Annotated in this window: 13 protein-coding genes; 1 reads left to right on the top strand and 12 read right to left on the bottom strand. The window is 66.9% G+C overall.

What is annotated here, in order from left to right; genetic code table 11:
• The first annotated feature begins 499 nt into the window (after window positions 1-499).
• Window positions 500-2,698 (top strand): TonB-dependent siderophore receptor, encoded by a 2,199-nt coding sequence (locus AC06E7_RS11095; protein WP_478064683.1) that lies wholly within the window; start codon window positions 500-502, stop codon window positions 2,696-2,698.
• On the opposite strand, the gene AC06E7_RS11090 is transcribed toward AC06E7_RS11095, so the two are convergent.
• The 12 genes from AC06E7_RS11090 to AC06E7_RS11035 all read right to left on the bottom strand — a co-directional run bounded on the left by AC06E7_RS11090 (window position 2,676) and on the right by AC06E7_RS11035 (window position 16,237).
• Window positions 2,676-3,497 (bottom strand): heme ABC transporter ATP-binding protein, encoded by an 822-nt coding sequence (locus AC06E7_RS11090; RefSeq protein ID WP_478064682.1) that lies wholly within the window; start codon window positions 3,495-3,497, stop codon window positions 2,676-2,678. The genes AC06E7_RS11095 and AC06E7_RS11090 overlap by 23 nt on opposite strands.
• Complete coding sequence (locus AC06E7_RS11085) at window positions 3,494-4,534, bottom strand: FecCD family ABC transporter permease (RefSeq protein WP_478064680.1); 1,041 nt, start codon at window positions 4,532-4,534, stop codon at window positions 3,494-3,496. Before AC06E7_RS11085 ends, AC06E7_RS11090 begins: the two co-directional genes overlap by 4 nt.
• 13 nt (window positions 4,535-4,547) lie before the next feature.
• On the bottom strand, window positions 4,548-5,600 hold the full coding sequence (locus tag AC06E7_RS11080; RefSeq protein ID WP_478064678.1) for a heme/hemin ABC transporter substrate-binding protein: 1,053 nt from the start codon (window positions 5,598-5,600) through the stop codon (window positions 4,548-4,550).
• A 52-nt stretch (window positions 5,601-5,652) separates the two neighbouring features.
• Window positions 5,653-7,035, bottom strand: coding sequence for a YncE family protein (locus AC06E7_RS11075; RefSeq protein WP_478064676.1), 1,383 nt, complete (start codon window positions 7,033-7,035; stop codon window positions 5,653-5,655).
• 91 nt (window positions 7,036-7,126) lie between these two features.
• Complete coding sequence (locus AC06E7_RS11070) at window positions 7,127-8,029, bottom strand: alpha/beta hydrolase (RefSeq protein ID WP_478064674.1); 903 nt, start codon at window positions 8,027-8,029, stop codon at window positions 7,127-7,129.
• Window positions 8,030-8,344: 315 nt separating this feature from the next.
• The gene (locus AC06E7_RS11065) at window positions 8,345-8,512 is read right to left on the bottom strand and encodes a hypothetical protein (RefSeq protein WP_176472691.1); all 168 of its coding nucleotides are present in this window, start codon (window positions 8,510-8,512) and stop codon (window positions 8,345-8,347) included.
• A gap of 172 nt (window positions 8,513-8,684) precedes the next feature.
• Window positions 8,685-9,923 carry a hypothetical protein gene (locus tag AC06E7_RS11060; RefSeq protein ID WP_478064672.1) on the bottom strand — a complete coding sequence of 413 codons (1,239 nt, stop codon included), beginning with the start codon at window positions 9,921-9,923 and terminating at the stop codon, window positions 8,685-8,687.
• Window positions 9,920-12,466, bottom strand: a complete 2,547-nt coding sequence (locus AC06E7_RS11055) for a TcfC E-set like domain-containing protein (protein WP_478064670.1) — start codon at window positions 12,464-12,466, stop codon at window positions 9,920-9,922. The genes AC06E7_RS11060 and AC06E7_RS11055 overlap by 4 nt, the downstream gene beginning before the upstream one ends.
• Before the next feature lie 88 nt (window positions 12,467-12,554).
• Window positions 12,555-13,055 carry a CS1 type fimbrial major subunit gene (locus AC06E7_RS11050; RefSeq protein WP_478064669.1) on the bottom strand — a complete coding sequence of 167 codons (501 nt, stop codon included), beginning with the start codon at window positions 13,053-13,055 and terminating at the stop codon, window positions 12,555-12,557.
• Window positions 13,056-13,124: 69 nt separating this feature from the next.
• A complete protein-coding gene (locus tag AC06E7_RS11045) occupies window positions 13,125-13,886 on the bottom strand; it encodes a CS1 fimbrial subunit B flags: Precursor (protein ID WP_478064667.1) in 762 nt (253 codons plus the stop codon).
• Window positions 13,887-14,082: 196 nt separating this feature from the next.
• Window positions 14,083-15,531, bottom strand: a complete 1,449-nt coding sequence (locus tag AC06E7_RS11040; protein ID WP_478064666.1) for an amidohydrolase family protein — start codon at window positions 15,529-15,531, stop codon at window positions 14,083-14,085.
• A 100-nt stretch (window positions 15,532-15,631) separates the two neighbouring features.
• Window positions 15,632-16,237 carry a glutathione S-transferase family protein gene (locus tag AC06E7_RS11035; RefSeq protein ID WP_217538112.1) on the bottom strand — a complete coding sequence of 202 codons (606 nt, stop codon included), beginning with the start codon at window positions 16,235-16,237 and terminating at the stop codon, window positions 15,632-15,634.
• Window positions 16,238-16,291: the final 54 nt, after the last annotated feature.

The following is a 16,291-nucleotide window of genomic DNA, read 5'->3' as shown; positions in this document are numbered from 1 at the left end:
CCAACATCAGGGAGCCGCACGCCGCCGTTGGCTAACGGGCGTGCGGCCAGGTTTGGGGCTCGGCGATCTGGTGCATGGCACGTTCTCCTTGATGCGTGGTGTTACGGAACACTGAAACGAAAAAAGCGCCCAATGGGCGCTCTGTCTGGGGTCCTGCGGTGATCGAATCCGATCAGCCGCCAGAGGAGCCGCGAGGCAGACGCGCCCGTCCCGCGAAAGCGCGGGTGCGAGTAAAAAACGTCAGGAGCGGCATCGAGTTCATGGCGGCGGTTGAGAGGATCTGCGGCGAATTCTAGACCTCTGCGTACGGGTTGCAAGCGGTTTTTGCTGCCACGGGTAGAACACTGACGGCTATGTCGAGCGGATTATCACGCGGGCGCGGAGTTAACTCCCTCCGCCCCCGCTAGTACATGCGAATAGGTCGCAATTGCATTGCGTGTCGGAATCCTTAAAATGGCGGGTCAACGTCGCTCTGCGACGACCTTGACGCTGGCAGTACATGACCCCCTCCCCCGCTTCGTTCCGCCGGTTGCGCCCCAACCTGCTTGCCCTCGCCTGCTGCATCGCCAGCGCCGCCGCTCCTGTCGCCTTTGCGCAGAACGCCACCGATCTGGATGCCGTCCAGGTCAATGCCTACCGCGCGGCCAACAGCACCAGTGGCGCCACGAAGACCACCACCAGCATTGCGGAAACGCCACAGTCCGTCGCCGTGATCGAACGCGCCGAACTCGATGCGCGTGGCGTGCAGTCTCTCAACGACGCCATGCGCTACGTAGCGGGCGTGAGCCTGGAAAGCAGCGGCATCGACAACCGCGTGGACGACTTCCGCATCCGTGGGTTCGATGCCGGCAGCTGGGCCAACAACGTAACCCTCGATGGCATGCGCGCGCCGCAGGGCAGCCAGTGGAACCGCAGCATGTTCGACAGCTGGAACCTGGAACGCGTGGAAGTGCTCAAGGGACCGTCCGCGGTGATGTACGGGCAGGTCGCACCCGGCGGCATGGTCAACCAGGTCAGCAAGACCCCCACCCCGGACCCGCAGCAGCTGCTGCGCCTGGGCGTGGATGCCAACGGCCAGTACAGCGCGGCCTTCGACGTCGGCACCGGCAGCGACGACAACACGCACCTGCTGCGTCTGGTCGGCCTGTACCGGGATGGCGACACCCAGATCAAGCACACGGCGCAGGAACACTGGTTCCTCGCGCCCAGCTACACCTGGCAGATCGCCGAACGCACCCGCCTCACCCTGCTCGGCATGTACCAGAAGGACGACGGCGGCTCCACCTACCAGTTCCTGCCAATGGCCGGCACCCTCAACGCCACGCCCCATGGCCACATGAAGAACAGCACCTTCATCGGCCAGCCGGACTGGAATACCTTCGACCGCACGCTGTGGACGGCCGGCTGGATGTTCGAACACCAGTTCAACGACCACCTTACCCTGACCCAGAACGCACGCCGCACCCATGTGGATTCGCTGTACCGCGGCGTGGTCACCTTCGGCGCGCTCAATGCCGATGGCCGCACCCAGAACCGGCGCGGCGTACAGGGCACCGGCGATTCCGACGGCGACACCTTCGATACCCGCCTGCAGGCCCGCTTCAGCACGGGCGCGGTGGACCACACCGTACTGCTCGGCTGGGATTGGCAACGGGCAGACTGGGAAGGCGTGCGCAGCGCGATGACCAACCCGCGCGCGATCGACATCTTCGATCCCGTCTACTACCCGTACCAGCCCACCGTCACCACCGAAACACCCACCGCCGGCATCAACCGGCAGAGCGGCGTGTACCTGCAGGACCAGCTGGCCGCCGGCCACTGGCGCCTGACCCTGGGCGGCCGGTATGACTGGACCAAGGACGACACGCTGAGCGCCACCCGCAACATCGCCACCGGCATCTCGCAACCGGGTGCGCACAACGTGATCAAGAACGAAGCGTTCACCGGTCGTGCCGGCGTGCTGTATGTGTTCGACAGCGGTCTGACCCCGTATGTCAGCTATGCCGAATCGTTCCAGCCCTCCAACAAGTCGCCATTGGACAGCTTCACCCAGACCGCGTTCGACCCGGTGACCGGCTCGCAATGGGAAGCCGGTCTGAAGTACCAGCCGGCCAGCGTCGATGGGCTGGTCACCCTGGCCGTGTACGACCTGCGCCAGCAGGACATGATTGTCGATGACCCCGTGGCCAGCCACCGCAACTGCGGCGCCACCGGCACGGCGGTCTGCTCGATCCAGGGCGACGAAGGCCGCGTGCGCGGCATCGAACTGGAAGGCCGCATCACGCCGATCGAGGGCCTGAGCCTGATCGGTGCGGCCTCGCGTATGGACTCGGAAATGCTGACGTCAGCGGCCTACAAGGGCAAGCAGCTGGCCATGGTGCCCGACTACAGCGCTTCATTCTGGGCCGACTACACCTTCCAGGCCGGTGCGCTGCGTGGCGTGAGCCTGGCGGCTGGCGCGCGCTACAACGGCGTGAGCTACGGCGACAGCGCCAACCTGTACCGCATTCCGTCCTACACCCTGTTCGATGCTGCGCTGCGCTATGACCTGGGCCAGCATGGCAACACGCACGTGCAGCTCGCGCTCAACGCCAGCAACCTGGCGGACAAGCGGTATGTGTCTACCTGTACCGGCGTGTCGTCCTGCTATTACGGCAGCGGCCGTACGGTGATGGCTACGGCGACGTTTGGCTGGTAATCCCAGCCACGCAGGGCGTGGCGCTATGCGGGGGATCGGCGACTACCACCAACGGCACATCGCGTTGCGGGTGCCGCAGCACCAGCACCGGCTGCTGGTACACCCGCTCGATGTGCTCGCGCGTCAGCACCTGGTCCGGCGTTCCATCAGCCGCCACCCTGCCCTGCTCCAGCAACACGATCCGGTCGGCATACCCCGCCGCCAGGTTCAGGTCGTGCAGCACGACGATCACGCACGCGCCGCTGTCGGCCAGCTGCCGCACCGCACGCAGCGTCCGCTCCTGGTGACGGAGGTCCAGCGCCGCGGTCGGCTCATCGAGCAGCAGCAACGGCGTGTCCTGGGTGAGCACCCGCGCGAACGTGGCCCGCGCCGCCTCACCGCCGGACAACGTCTGCACCTCGCGCCGCCGCAACCCCACCATCTCGGCCTGGCCCAGCGACTGTTCCACCCGCGCCGCATCGCGCAACGCATCGGCCGGGTGCGGCAACCGCCCCATCGCCACCACCTCGTCCACCGTGAACGCAAAGCGCACTGCATGGTCCTGCGGCATCACCGCCCGCTCGCGCGCCAACGCCATCGCTTTCCAGTGCGCGATCGGCTTGTCGTGCAGGATCACCTGCCCGGCATCGGCCTCGACGTCGCCACTGGCCACCGCCAGCAGCGTCGACTTGCCCGCCCCGTTCGGTCCGACCAGCGCCGTCACCGTGCCCGGCACGAACCCCAGGTGGATGTCGTGCAGGATGGACCGCTCACCGAAACGAACGCCCACGCCGTCCAATTGCAGGAACGGCGCGCTCATACCGTGCCGCTCCGGCGCTGGTGCAGCACCAGCCACAGGAAGAACGGTGCACCCAATGCTGCCGAGAACAAACCCAGCGGAATCTCCGCGGGCGGGTCCAGCGTACGTGCGGCGGTATCGGCGACCACGATCAACACCGCACCAGTCACTGCAGACACCGGCAGCAACCAGCGGTGCCCGGGGCCCACCAGCATGCGCACCACGTGCGGCACCACCAGCCCCACGAAGCCGATGGAACCGGCGAACGCCACGGCCGCGCCGACCAGCAGCGCGCTGAACGCAATCAGCTTCAGCCGTGTGCGCTTCACGTCCAGACCCAGGTGCTGCGCCTGGCGCTCCCCCAGCGCCAGCATGTCCAGCGGCGTGGACAGCCGCAGCAGCGCGAACGTCCCCAGCACGAACACCGGCAGCGCCGCCGCCAGGTCAGTCCAGTCGGCCTGTGCCAGCGAGCCCATCTGCCAGAACACCAGCGACTGCAGCTCGCTTTCGCTGGCGATGTAGGTCAGGAACCCGATCGCCGCCGAACAGAACGCCGCCATCGCAATGCCTACCAGCAGCAAGGTCGCCGTGCCCGTGTTACGCCCGGGTCGCGCCAGCGCATAGGTGAGGCTGATCGCCGCCGCACCCCCGGCAAAGGCCGCCAGCGGCAGCGTCCAGCCGCCCACACTGCCGGCGCCCAGCACGATGGCCGCCACCGCGCCCAGCGCCGCGCCCTGGGTCACCCCCACGATGCCCGGATCGGCCAGTGGATTGCCGAACAGCCCCTGCAGGCTGGCCCCGGCCATCGCCAGTGATGCCCCCACCAGCGCGCCCAGCAGCGCACGCGGAATGCGCAGGTTCCAGACCACCGCCATGTCGCGCTGGCTGACCTGCGCGGGGTCGAGCATGCCCAGCTTGACCGCCACCGCCTGCACCACCTCCAGCGGTGGCAGGCGCAACGGCCCGACCGCGAACGAAGCCAGGATCGCACCGAGCAGGGCCAGCGCCATCATCGCCAGCACCCATCCGCCTGCACGTCTGCGTGTAGCGCGTTCCATCACAGCGTCCTGCTCACGGCGACGGCAGTGCGGCCAGCGCCTTGGCCAAGGCCACCGCACCGCTGCCGGAGCCCACGCTGGCCGCCTTCAACTGCACGTCCGGCATCACCCACACCCGGTTGGCCGCGCCGGCCGGGGTCTGTTTCAACGTCGGGTAGGCCTTCCACAGGCCCGCCTCGCCACCGAACAGCTGCAGATCGTTTTCGGTCACCAGGATGACCTCGGGCGCTGCGGCCACCACGCCTTCATTGCTCAGCGCGGAATAGTTGGCCACGCCCGCTTCGGTGCCGATGTTCACGCCACCGGCCAACCCGATCAGCTTGCCCGAGGCACTGTCGGCGCCCGCCACGGTCGGCGCGCCGCCAGCCCCGGTCGCGGAAAGATGGATCACCCGCGGGTGCACCTTGCTGCTCGACGCGATCGCGGCGGCTTCCTCCAGTTGCGCCTGCACCTGCGCTGCCAGCGCGTTGCCGGCCTCGGCCACGCCCAGCGCGGCCGCCACCTTGCGCACCTTGTCCGGCGCCGGCTGCAGGTCATCGATCACCACGGCCGCCTCTCCGGCACCGCGCAGTTTCTTCGCCAGCTCGGTATGCCGGCGCAGGCTGTTGCCCAGGAACAGCGTCCCCTCCAGACTCAGCACGCCTTCCACGCCGGTGGTGCGGTTGAACAGGAACTGCTTGGGGGCCTTGCGCCCTGCTTCGGTGGCCGAACGCAGCGGCGCGGCATACACCTGGCCGCCGAGGCCCAGCGCTTCGATCACCGCGATGACATCGTCACCGCCAGCCACGATGCGCGAGGCGTCTTTCACCGTGACCTGTTCGCCGTCGTCGGACGTCACCGTCACCGGAAGCACCGGCATCAGGTTGGTGCTGGAGGGCACATTGGCGCCGGCCAGGTGCAGCCAGCCCTGCGGCAGCGCGGCAGGCGATGATGCGTTTGCGTTGGCCGCCTTCGGCGCGGCTGCGGCAGGCGCTGCGGTTTCCGCGGGCTTGCCGCCGCAGGCAGTCAGTGCGGCTGCCAAGGCCAGCACCAGCAGATGCCGGCGCGCGGTCAGGGAACTGGACATGTCATAACTCCGTCAGGTGCGCGCAGGACCGCAGCCCCGCGCGCGGAATGCATCAGCGGCGGGTCGGGGTGATGCGGGTGATGCGGTCGCCCTTCGGGTCTTCCGCAGCGCGCGATTTGTTGACCGCGAACACGTTGCCCTTGCCGTCTTCGCGGACGTGGTTCGGGAACGTGCCGCCGTCCAGGTTGCCGACCACCTTGCCGTCGCCATCCACCACGGTCACCGTGCCGGCACCACGATTGGTGACGTAGGCCAGGCCGGACACCGGTTCGAACGCCACGTTCAGCGCACCCGCGCCCACCGGCACATCGTGCAGGACCTTGCCACTGGCTACGTCGACGATGAGCAGGTTGTCGGTGCCCTGCGAGGCCACGAACAGGCGGTTGCGCTTCGCATCGAAGGCTACGCCGGAGGCGCTGATCGAATTGCCCAGGTCGATCACCTTGTCCACTTTGCCGCTGGCCACGTCGATCACTGCCGCTTCCGGTGTCCCGATGCTCACCGTGAACAGCTTGCCGCTGGCTTCATCCAGCACCAGGCTCATCGGCACGAACTTCTCGTCGTCCACGCCGGATGCCAGCGTGATCGGCTCCAGCGCCTTGAAGGTTCTGGCATCGAACACCGACAGATGGTCTTCGCCAGCCGCCGACGCGAACACCTTGCCACGCTTGGCATCCACCACCACGTCACGCGCATGCGGCACCGCGCCCACCGGGAACTGGTGCACCAGCGAAAGATCCGACTGGCGGTACACCGCCACCGTGTCCTGGCGGGTGTTGCTGACCCACACGTTGCCGTTGGCATCGTCCACGCCCACGCCATACACCGCAAACACGCTGCCGCCCTTGGCATCGGGCACCTGTGCCGGCGTGATCGCCTTGACCACCTTAAGCGTCTTCGGGTCCACCTTGAGCAGCTGCGACTGGGTCACCGGCGGGCTGCCCACCGCCGAGGTCACGAACAGCGCGTTGCTGCCCGCGCTGTAGGCGCTCTGGTACAGCCCCTGCACCAGCTTGCCGGAACTCTGCTGGAATGCCTGCTGGCCGCTCAGCGGCAGGTTCGGCGACACCCGCAGGGCCACCACGGTCGCAGCAGCCGGCTGGCTGGCGCGCACCACCACCGGGTGCTGGCCGGGCACGGCGTCGGCCGGGATCTGCACGCTGGCCTTGAAGTTGCCCTGTTCGTCCACCACCACCGGCGTGGCGTTGAGCACGGTCTCGCCGCGCAGCAGCGTCACCTGCTGGCCGGGTACGAACGCGCGCCCGGTCACTTCAGCGGTGCTGCCGGGAATCACGTTCTCGTTGCGGGCGCTGACCTTGCCACGGAAGCCGTTGGCCGGCGCATCGAACACCGGCTGTGCGGACACCGCGCCGTTGGCCAGCGACAAGGCCAGGGCCAACGCGGCAACGCGCGGGAGGGAAATCAATCGGGACATAGCAGACTCCTTCTGTAGGGGCGCGCCAGCGGCGCGTGTCACAAGGGTTGCCTTGGCAGGGCCGGATCGGCGCAGCCTGGGTAAGGAAAAATCAATCGGCGCTCTTGTCGGCCACGCCGTACAGCGCCGCCAGCGTTGCTTTCAGCGAAGCCGGCAGCATCGGGCCGTGGCCCAGGCCAGGAAATTCGCGGTAGGTCACCTGCAGCCCGGGCACCTTGGCCAGGCGCCCGCTCAGGGCATGCGCGGCATCGGGGGTGGCACCGGCGATGCGGCGCAGGTGCGCCACCACGCGCGGGTTGCTCATGTCACGCACGCCGCGGTTGCCGCTGCGCTCGTCACCGCCGAGCATCAGCCACAGCTTCGCCGGCGCGGGGTGGGCGATGAACTCCTGCTCCATCGCGCCCTGCGGCGCGCCCTGGCTCCACCACAAGGAGGGGCTGGCGCTCACGTACTGCTGGAATGCGGTCGGCTGGGTGTACAGCGTGCTGAGCACGAACAGCCCGCCCAACGAGTGGCCCCAGAGCGACTGCTGCTGCGTGTCCACCCGGGCGCGGCGCTCCACCTCGGGCTTGATCCGCTGCTGGATGACCTCCAGGAACGCCTTGGCGCCGCCGCCGCTGGACTGGGACATGCCGTTCTCATCATCGGCCGTATCCACCCACGCGGTGTAGTCGAGCGTGCGGGCGGGTGAATCGATGCGCAGGTCGTTGTCGTACCCGATGAACACCAGCACCGGCGCGGCATGTGCGGCCAGGTCGCTCAGCATCGCCTGGTCGAACACCATGGCCGCTGCGTTGCCATCCAGCATGTACAGCACCGGCGCAGGCGCGTCTGCCTTGCGCACAGGCACGCCGACGTTGACGCGCCAGCGCCGTGCAGGCTCGCCGCTTTCAATCACGAAACGCTCGAACCGATAGCTCTGCGGCGGTTGGTCCAGTACGGTCTCGCCGACCTTCTGCAGCGGGTTGCGTTGCTGGGCGGCAACCGGCGCCATCGCGACCACGCCGAGTACTGCGGCAACGCCAGCGTTGCGCAACCACGGAGAGAAAACGGGGATCAGACGTGAAAACACGGCGGGCACGACCCAGGGCAAGGCGATCGCCCCAGTGTACCCGAAATGCGAATGGGTATCACTTGCTTCGTGAACACCCTGCAACGGCACCCGATTGTTGATCGTGACTCAACCGCAACGGTAGGTCACGACGGTTTGTCTCAGCGGCAACGGTAGGTCACGACCGTTGGTCGTGACCCAACAAACGGAAAGTCCGGCCCAAAGGCCGGACTCCGGTCATAGCGTTGCTGCTGCAGCTTATTCTTCTTCTTCCTGCTGGCCGCCCTGCTGGTTGCGCTCGCCCTTCTGGTTCTGGTCCTGCTGTTGCTGCTGGCCCTGGCGCTGCTGGTCCTTCTGGTTCTGCTGGTTCTGCTGGCCCTGCTGCGGATTCTGCTGGCCCTGCTGCGGATTCTGTTGGTTGCCCATCATGCTTCTCCGGTAGACGGCGTCGAAAGCGATGCCGGTGAGCCAAGACTAGGGACCGCCGCGTTACCGCCGCGTGCGCTGACGATGCCGCGCGTCAACGGATCACGCATGTACGTAAACAGTTCAGAACTGGGCGAGTTCGTCGTCACGCCGTTGTCGCACAACAGGTGATTCAAGGATCCGCATCGAAGATCACGGTCACATCACCACGATAGCGGCTGCCAGCATGGTCCAGCATGTTGCGGACGGCGTCACCGTTCACCGCGAAATAAAGCTGCGAGGGTCTGCGGATCGCCAGCGACTGCGTGGTGAAGATCGGCGGCGCCATCGTCGTGGTCAACGCCAGTCCCACCGCATCTGCACCGGTGGATGCCACGCGGAAGCCCGGCAAGGTCAGCTGGACGTCCAAGGGCGCATCGTCAGCCTGCTTCGTCGTGTTCCGCATCGCGCACCGGCCATCCGGCAGCGGGTACTCGCATTGCAGCGATACACTGAACTGGCCAGAGCTGCTGATGGTGAACGGAAGTTCCCGCTCAAGCGATTTCGGCACGATGCCGTGGTCACTCCACTGCGTCCAGCCGCCCTTGGGCGCCAGCACCGCGCGCTCACTCCCGGGTGGCAGCTCGAGTTCGAAGGGATGGTGGACGTCCAACTCGAAGTGGATGTTCACCACCCTGTCATCAAGCGCTACGCCGTTACCCAGGTCGAAGTCGGTGCCCTCACCCGTACCACCCACGGTGAACGTGGTGACACCGTGATACACCCCGCTGGGCATCCCAAGCGGCTCCGGCGTGGTGAGTTTGTAGGTGAAGTCAAGCTCGGTAATGAGGTAGTTGTTCGTCGCCTGCCAGTGCAATGCACAGGCCACGACACCATGTCCCCCATCGCGGCGCAGGAACATTCGCATTGTGGAGCGGTTCTGCGCACTGGCATTTGACAGTCCCCTGTTGCAGTTGGACGGATTTCCCACCGACGCGGGCTCCCATGGCCCATCCCGATCCTCATCCACCAGTCGCATGGCTGCGCCGATGATGTTGAACCCAAGGTCAAAGGTATGCAGGCCGTCATCGGAGGTGACGCGTACGGTTCGTGCGTCTGGCATACCGATATAGAACCCGTTGGGCCCGTAGTTCGGCTCGTAGACCGCCTGCTTGGTACCGCGGATCTTGGTATCGATGCTCCACCAGTTGTTGTTGATGCATGCCTGCAGGTGCGTGCTGTTGCACACGCCGGACCAGGGCGTGGTATTGACGAACTCGCGCTTGTCCGGATTCAGGGTGCTCGGCTTGAACTCGGCCGAGATGTAGATGTCGGCCGCGGCCGCGTTACCTGTGCCCGCGAGCAGCGCCAGCGCGCACACCGCCCAGCGCAGGCGTTGGAATATTGTGTCTGCGTGGGTACCAAGGGTCATGGCATTGCTCCAGCAGCCGATCCGGTTGCACCGGGCTGCGCTTGTGTGAGGTCGGAAGGCGGGCACTCCAGTATCCCGGCCAGCCAGGTATCGCCTTGCGGGCGGGTGGCCTGGCCGTCGAGCTGGAAACTGCAGCCGGCCACTTTCGGATGGCGGACTATCAGCGTCGGGGTCCCTGCGCTCATTTCCAGTGCGAAGAACCCGTCGGCCTCGGCCACACTGCGCCCGGCCTGGTTGATGACGTGGGCGCCCGCCAGAGGTTGGCCGGCGGCGTCCTTGAGATGACCCATCACAGTGAACGTGCTCAGCACCTCCACCTTGCCGTAGGCCACCCCACCCTTGTTGAGGTGATAGTCGAGCGTGGCCGGCTGGATGCTCGCGGCCGGTGCGGCGCGCCCGTGGAAATCGATCTGCAGCGCCCCGGTACGGTAGGCGGTGACCGGCAGGAAATTGCGGCCCGGGTGCAGTACGTACGAACCGCCACGGCTGTCGTGCGCGCGCAGCTCCACATCGGGCATCTCGGAGCTCACGTCCACGATCATGCCGGTGTCGACGCTACTCACCTGGCCCGCACCTGCGATGGCAAGCTTGCCGCCGCCCATGGCCGTGGTGCTTTCCAGGTTCAGGCCGCCACTGACGGTGCGGCCCAGCGAGGAGCGCTGCGCATGCACGTCGCCGCGCAGTGCAGGATGCTCGAACAGCGCGTTGCTGCTCAGGCCCAGCCCATCGCTGTCCAGCGTGGCCTGGCCGGCGACACTGCGCAGCAGCCCCTCTTCATAGGTCTGCTGTACCCCCGCGCTGGCGTACAGGCTGCGCCCGCCATCGGTGGCGGTGCGGCTACCAAGGCTGCCGCTGTAGCGACGCCCCTCCTGGCCCAGCGCGATGTTCAGGGTGAAGTCGACACCACGGTTGCGGCGCGTGCCGCTGCTGGCACTGGCCGGGCGGTCGAACACCGCAGCGCGCCAGGTTGCGTCGCTGCCGAACAGGGTCTGGCGACGGCTGAAGGACAGGTCGAGCCCAACGCCGTTGCTGGTGCCACTGTGATGCGACACGCGCGCCGCAACGTAGCTGCTGTCACCGAGGCGATGGTTCATGCTCAGCGCACTGGTCTGCAGCCAGCCCGAGCGGGTCTGCGGCAGCTCGGCACCGGGCGGCAACGGCGGGTAGGCATCGTCACCGGGGCGGCGACGCTCCTGCCAGCTGCGGTTGTGCGAGGCGATCACGGTGCCTTTGCCATGGCGCCACATGCCTTGGAGATCGACGCCATTGCCGTGGTCGCCGCTGTAGGCGTTGGTATGGATATTGGCACGGTCGTTGACCTGCCAGTCCAGCGATCCAGCGACGGCATTCCCGCCATCCAGGTGCTGGGCAGACACGCCGAGGATCGCACGCGGATGGGCCAGGTAATTGAGGATGCCGCCAGCGGCGAAGGCGCCGGCATTGGGGTCCTCCACGGTGTCCAGCAGGCTGTGCTGGACACCGGCGAACGCGCTGTAGCGCCAGCGGCGGCTCGGGTCGCGCCAGTTGCCCGGCTTGTGGATCACCGCGGTTTCACGCGAGCTTTCGCGTCCCTCCTCGATGACCCGCAGTTCGACCTCGTAGATGCCGCCCGGCAGGCGACGGGTATCCAGCTCCTGCAGGCCCGGCTGCAATGGCTGGGTCTGGATCAGGCTGCCGTCGCGGAACACCTCCACGGTGCCCTCGCGGTTGGCGGTCACGTACACCGGATACAGGCTCGGTGCGCGCGAATCAATGGCCAGGCTGTCCGATGAGCCGGCCATCATGCCCACGGTGGTGTGGCTGAACGAGCCGGGCGCACGCGGCTGGCGGGTGACGCCCTGGAAGTTGGGCAGGAAGTAACCCACGCGCAGGAAGTTGTCGCGGAATTCGCGTTGTGCGTAGAGGCTCTGCACCGACTGGCGCAGCTGCCCGGCTTCATCACTGCTGCGGTCGACCTGGTAGTTGCCGACCAGCGTCCAGTGTCCCAGGCTGCCCTGTGCGTCGAGCGCGTAGCGGCCGGCCGTACCCACGCCCTGCCCTGCATAGGCGTTGAGCTGGTGGCGCAGGATCAGGCCGCGACTGCCGTCTTCAGGCAACGCGAGGTGGCGCTGCGGCATGGCGGCGCGCCCACCGTTCTCGGTGGCGATGGAAAGCAGCGAGCTCTCCAGGCTGTAGTGAAGCCGCACCAGGCTGTCATTGCAGGCCTGTTCGCAGGCGCCTAACGGACGCGGTGCAGCCAACGCCTTCAACCAGCGCTCGCGTTCGGCGGCCGGTTCGGTGCTGTCGTGGCTGTCGGTAAACTCCAACAGCGACAGGGTATTGTCGCGGGTCAGCACGGCACGGGCATCGCCCAGGTACTGACCATCGCGTTCGACCCGTACCACCAGGGGTACGTCGAAGAAATGGTCACGGAAGTCATCGGGCAGCCCCCCCGCCTGGTCAAGCAGGGTGAGGCTTTCCAGTGCCGCAGGCGCAGCCTGCACTGCTGCAACGCTGCAATGGAGCATGACGGCGGTGGCGAGGGGAAGCAGACGCGGTGACATGGTCATTCCTGTGCATGAAGAAGGGGCGCGAGCGCGCCCCTCCTGTGGCAGCCGGAGCTGCCGGGGTGAAACATGCGCAGCTGCGCGATTACGGGGTGCCGCTCTCGAACATCATGAAAACGTTGCCCTGGTAGGTGCCCTGCACGTAGCTCTCGCCGGTCCGCGCAGCGGCGGTGATGGCAACCGCAGCGCGCTTGCTCGCGGCGGCTTCGGTCGCGGTGGCCACTTCGACCGCGTTGGCGGCACCGACCTGCAGGTCCTGGCCGGCGACGGCCACGGTCAGGTCGATGGCGTTGCCCGCGCTGGTCAGCATGGCTTCGGTGGTCAGGTAGGCGTTGATGGCGCCCAGGCCGCTCTTCATGTCGACCTGCTGCTGGATCGGATCCAGGCGCTGGGTCGCGATGTTCCAGCGCATGTTCTGGGTCTGGCCGGCCCAGTCGCCGACCGGCGAGATCTGCAGGCCGGTGGCGGACGGCACCGTGGCTTCAACCGTCACCTGGATGGGGAACTGCTCGGTGGCGGCCATGGCGGCAGCCGGGGTCAGGATCAGGGCTGCCGCAGCGGCCAGGACGGTGGTCTTGAGGTTCATTTTTCCTGCATCTCCAACGGAAAGGTGTCGCCTGGAGTCCGGCGACGGGACGGCGGTTCCGGGCGGAACCTAGCGGGTGAGCAGGACGTCCTTGCGGCTGTCCCCCTCAACGATCTGGAAGCGGTGCAGATGCCCGGCACTGCGAGCGAAGCGTTCGGTGCGCCCGGGCAGCAGGTGCACCTTGCGCGACGGGGAGCACTTGGCCGCCTTGTCCTGCGCACTGCACTGGCGGATGTCGTCGAGCACCACCGTGGTGTTGCCGGCATTGCGCAGCTGCACGTGGCTGTCGTGCGTTTCGGTCTGCACGTCGTAGCGGGGCTGGTCGGGATGCACGATCACGAATACGCCATAGCCGGTCAGCACGTTGACGCCGGCCGAGAGCTCGTTGCGGTAGTCATCACGCTGCGCGTCGGTCAGCGCGAATTCGTCTTCGGACTGTGGCAGCACCGGCACGAAGCGCACGCGGTAGTAGCGTTCGGTGCTGCGATCCCCCTGCACCAGCAGGCGCGTGGCCTGTTGCCCCTGCGCCGGCACGATCAACCGCGACGGGCTGGCAATCAGCCCGGCGGCGGCAGCGGTGCCGGAGGTATCCACCGGGATCTCCTGATGGGTGCCGTCCGCGGCGTAGCGCACTTCGCTGATCTGCACACGGACGAACGCCGTGGCATCGCCGGTGTTGCGCACGCGCTTCAGCAGCGCCCCCTTGCCCGGCTCCGCATATTCGTACATCGCGCCTACGTGGATGCTGGGTGCGGCCGCCCAGGCCGGATGAGGCGATGCCGACATCGCCATCGCCATGGCTGCCGCCAGCGCGGTGATCAGACGCTTCATCGAAGGAACTCCTGTTGTTGACGCGTCGATTGCATCGCCGCGTTGAATGGGGGCAGCTTAAAGTTCTGCTGCGCCGCGCCACATTCAATATTCCTCAATGCGCTACTGCAATTTGTTGTAGCGGCGCCCAAACGAAAACGCCCCGCTGTTGAGCGGGGCGCCTGCTGCTTCTCTTCACTCTGCTGCGCGCATATCGCTACTGGGCAGCGTCCTGCTGCCACTTGGCGACCTTGGCCCGTGTCTGCGCCAGCAACGCATCCAGCGCCTTGCGGTCATACACGTGACCACGCAGCACCACGGTGTTGATCGCGCGCGTGGCCTGGATATCCTGCAGCGGGTTGGCATCCAGCAGCACCAGGTCGGCGGCCTTGCCTTCGGCGATGCCGCCGTAGCGGTCCAGCGTACCGAACCACGACGGACCCGCACGGGTTGCCGACGACAGCGCCTGCGCGGGAGTCAGGCCTTCCTTGACGAACAGGGCCAGCTCGTCATGCAGGCCGATACCGGGATAGTTGAAGGAATTGAGGAACCCCGCGTCGGTGCCGGCCATGACGGTCACGCCCGCCTGCTGCAGCATCGGCAGCACGGCCGCCACCTGGTGGTACTGCTGGTGGCGCTCGGCGATCTGCTCTGGACCCGCCTTGGCAGCACGTTCCACCCGCCACTGGTAAGTCGCCTGCAGCTTCGGGCCAATGTAGGCCAGGTACGGATCGTTGGCGTGGTCATCCTGGTCCAGGAAGTCGAGGATGCGGCCGCCGTTGAGGGTGGGCGTGACATACACGCCCTTCGCCGCAAAGCCACGGTAGGCGGCCATGGCAGTGTCACGATCAAAGCCGGCATCAAGCCGGCGATTGGCCTCGGCGCGATCAATGCGCTTGGCGGCGAAATCGGCGGCAATGGCCGCCTCGTCCCTGACCCCGGCCTTGTAGGCATAGTCCAGATGCTCGATCGAGCTGATGCCGGCATCCACCGCCTGCTGCACGGTCAGCGCCATCGGGATGTGCCCGGACGCGCGCAGGCCATTGGCACGGGCGCCACGCACTGCCGCCAGGAACAGGGGCGGGGTCAGGGTGCTGTCGGTGATCTTGACGAAGTCGACGCGGTCGCGCTTGAGCTGGGCCAGCGCGGCATCGAGGTCGGCCTGGCTGCCGACCTCCAGCGTTCCCTTCCAGACCGGCTTGATGCCTTCGATCTTGGCGCCCGAACTGAACAGCTGCGGGCCTTCCAGGCTGCCGTCGGCAATCTGGCCACGCCACTGCAGCACCTGCGTGGGCAGGTCGCCGGAACAATCACGGATGGTGGTGATGCCATGGGCGATGTACAGCGGCAGCAGCGCCTTGTTCTCTTCGACCAGCTCCGGTCCGCCGCCGAAATGCACGTGCATGTCCCACAGGCCGGGAATCAGGAAGCGGCCGTTGCCATCGATGCGCTGCGGCGCCTTCCAGGCCTTGGCAATGCTGCGGTCGTCACCCACGGCGACGATGTCATTGCCGCGTACCACCACCGCCTGGTCGGCATGGGTGGTGGCATGTTCGACATCCACCACGGTGGCATGCCGGATGATCAGGTCGGCCTGTTCGGCGGCGAGGACGCAGGGCGCCAGTGCAAGCAGCACCGGGAAGGCAGACAGCACAATGGGTTTCATGGCAACGTGGCAAAAAGGAGTACCTCCGCACCATACGGCGCGAAGGCATCCATTCACCAGTTAAATTTCGTCATGACGCGCATTACGGAATCGAATGCGCTCAGACCTCGCCCTGCATGGCCGGACGCGCCTGCACCTGCGCCAACCAGGCCGCCACGGCGGGATACGCGTCCACGCCGGCACCGACGTAGGTGCCATAGCCGACCACCTGCGCCACCACCAGGTCCACCAGCGAGTAATCGCCGCCCAGCATCCAGGGCTGCGATCCCAGGCGATCTTCCAGCAATCCCAGCAGCTCGGCCGCGCCCTGTCCTGCGGCGGTAGCCTGCACACTGTCGCGCAACGGACCTTCGCGGGTGGCCAGCATCAGCCGGTTGATCATCGCCGCGTAGGTCACATAGGCCCACGCGCACCACGACAACGCCTGCAGCCGCTCCGGGGTGTCGGCCGCCGGCCACAGCCCGCGCGCCACGCCGAAGCGGTCACCCAGCCACAGATGGATGGCCAGGCCCTCGAAGATCGGCGTGCCATCCACCACCAGGCACGGCACCTTGCCGTTGGGATTGATCGCCAGGTACTCCGGGGTGCGCTGCTCGCCATTCCGGATGTCGATCCGCACCCGGTCATGGGCAACCCCCAGTTCGGCAAGCGCGCAGGCGACGGGGGTGGCACTGGACATGGGATGCCAATAGAAGACGACGGACATGTGGAACTCCTTGTGGGTTGTCGGTGTGGAAAGGTGCGCCGCCAGGGGCCTTGC

This window comes from Stenotrophomonas sp. Steno-Z4 (assembly GCF_056393145.1).
This window is presented reverse-complemented; position numbering and strand designations above follow the sequence as displayed.

What these genes read in the sequence shown, in the direction of transcription:
- AC06E7_RS11095 (WP_478064683.1), top strand. Translation starts at nt 500, where the DNA reads ATGACCCCCTCCCCCGCTTCGTTCCGCCGGTTGCGCCCCAACCTGCTT.
- AC06E7_RS11090 (WP_478064682.1), bottom strand. Translation starts at nt 3,497, where the DNA reads ATGAGCGCGCCGTTCCTGCAATTGGACGGCGTGGGCGTTCGTTTCGGT.
- AC06E7_RS11085 (WP_478064680.1), bottom strand. Translation starts at nt 4,534, where the DNA reads ATGGAACGCGCTACACGCAGACGTGCAGGCGGATGGGTGCTGGCGATG.
- AC06E7_RS11080 (WP_478064678.1), bottom strand. Translation starts at nt 5,600, where the DNA reads ATGTCCAGTTCCCTGACCGCGCGCCGGCATCTGCTGGTGCTGGCCTTG.
- AC06E7_RS11075 (WP_478064676.1), bottom strand. Translation starts at nt 7,035, where the DNA reads ATGTCCCGATTGATTTCCCTCCCGCGCGTTGCCGCGTTGGCCCTGGCC.
- AC06E7_RS11070 (WP_478064674.1), bottom strand. Translation starts at nt 8,029, where the DNA reads ATGGCGCCGGTTGCCGCCCAGCAACGCAACCCGCTGCAGAAGGTCGGC.
- AC06E7_RS11065 (WP_176472691.1), bottom strand. Translation starts at nt 8,512, where the DNA reads ATGGGCAACCAACAGAATCCGCAGCAGGGCCAGCAGAATCCGCAGCAG.
- AC06E7_RS11060 (WP_478064672.1), bottom strand. Translation starts at nt 9,923, where the DNA reads ATGACCCTTGGTACCCACGCAGACACAATATTCCAACGCCTGCGCTGG.
- AC06E7_RS11055 (WP_478064670.1), bottom strand. Translation starts at nt 12,466, where the DNA reads ATGTCACCGCGTCTGCTTCCCCTCGCCACCGCCGTCATGCTCCATTGC.
- AC06E7_RS11050 (WP_478064669.1), bottom strand. Translation starts at nt 13,055, where the DNA reads ATGAACCTCAAGACCACCGTCCTGGCCGCTGCGGCAGCCCTGATCCTG.
- AC06E7_RS11045 (WP_478064667.1), bottom strand. Translation starts at nt 13,886, where the DNA reads ATGAAGCGTCTGATCACCGCGCTGGCGGCAGCCATGGCGATGGCGATG.
- AC06E7_RS11040 (WP_478064666.1), bottom strand. Translation starts at nt 15,531, where the DNA reads ATGAAACCCATTGTGCTGTCTGCCTTCCCGGTGCTGCTTGCACTGGCG.
- AC06E7_RS11035 (WP_217538112.1), bottom strand. Translation starts at nt 16,237, where the DNA reads ATGTCCGTCGTCTTCTATTGGCATCCCATGTCCAGTGCCACCCCCGTC.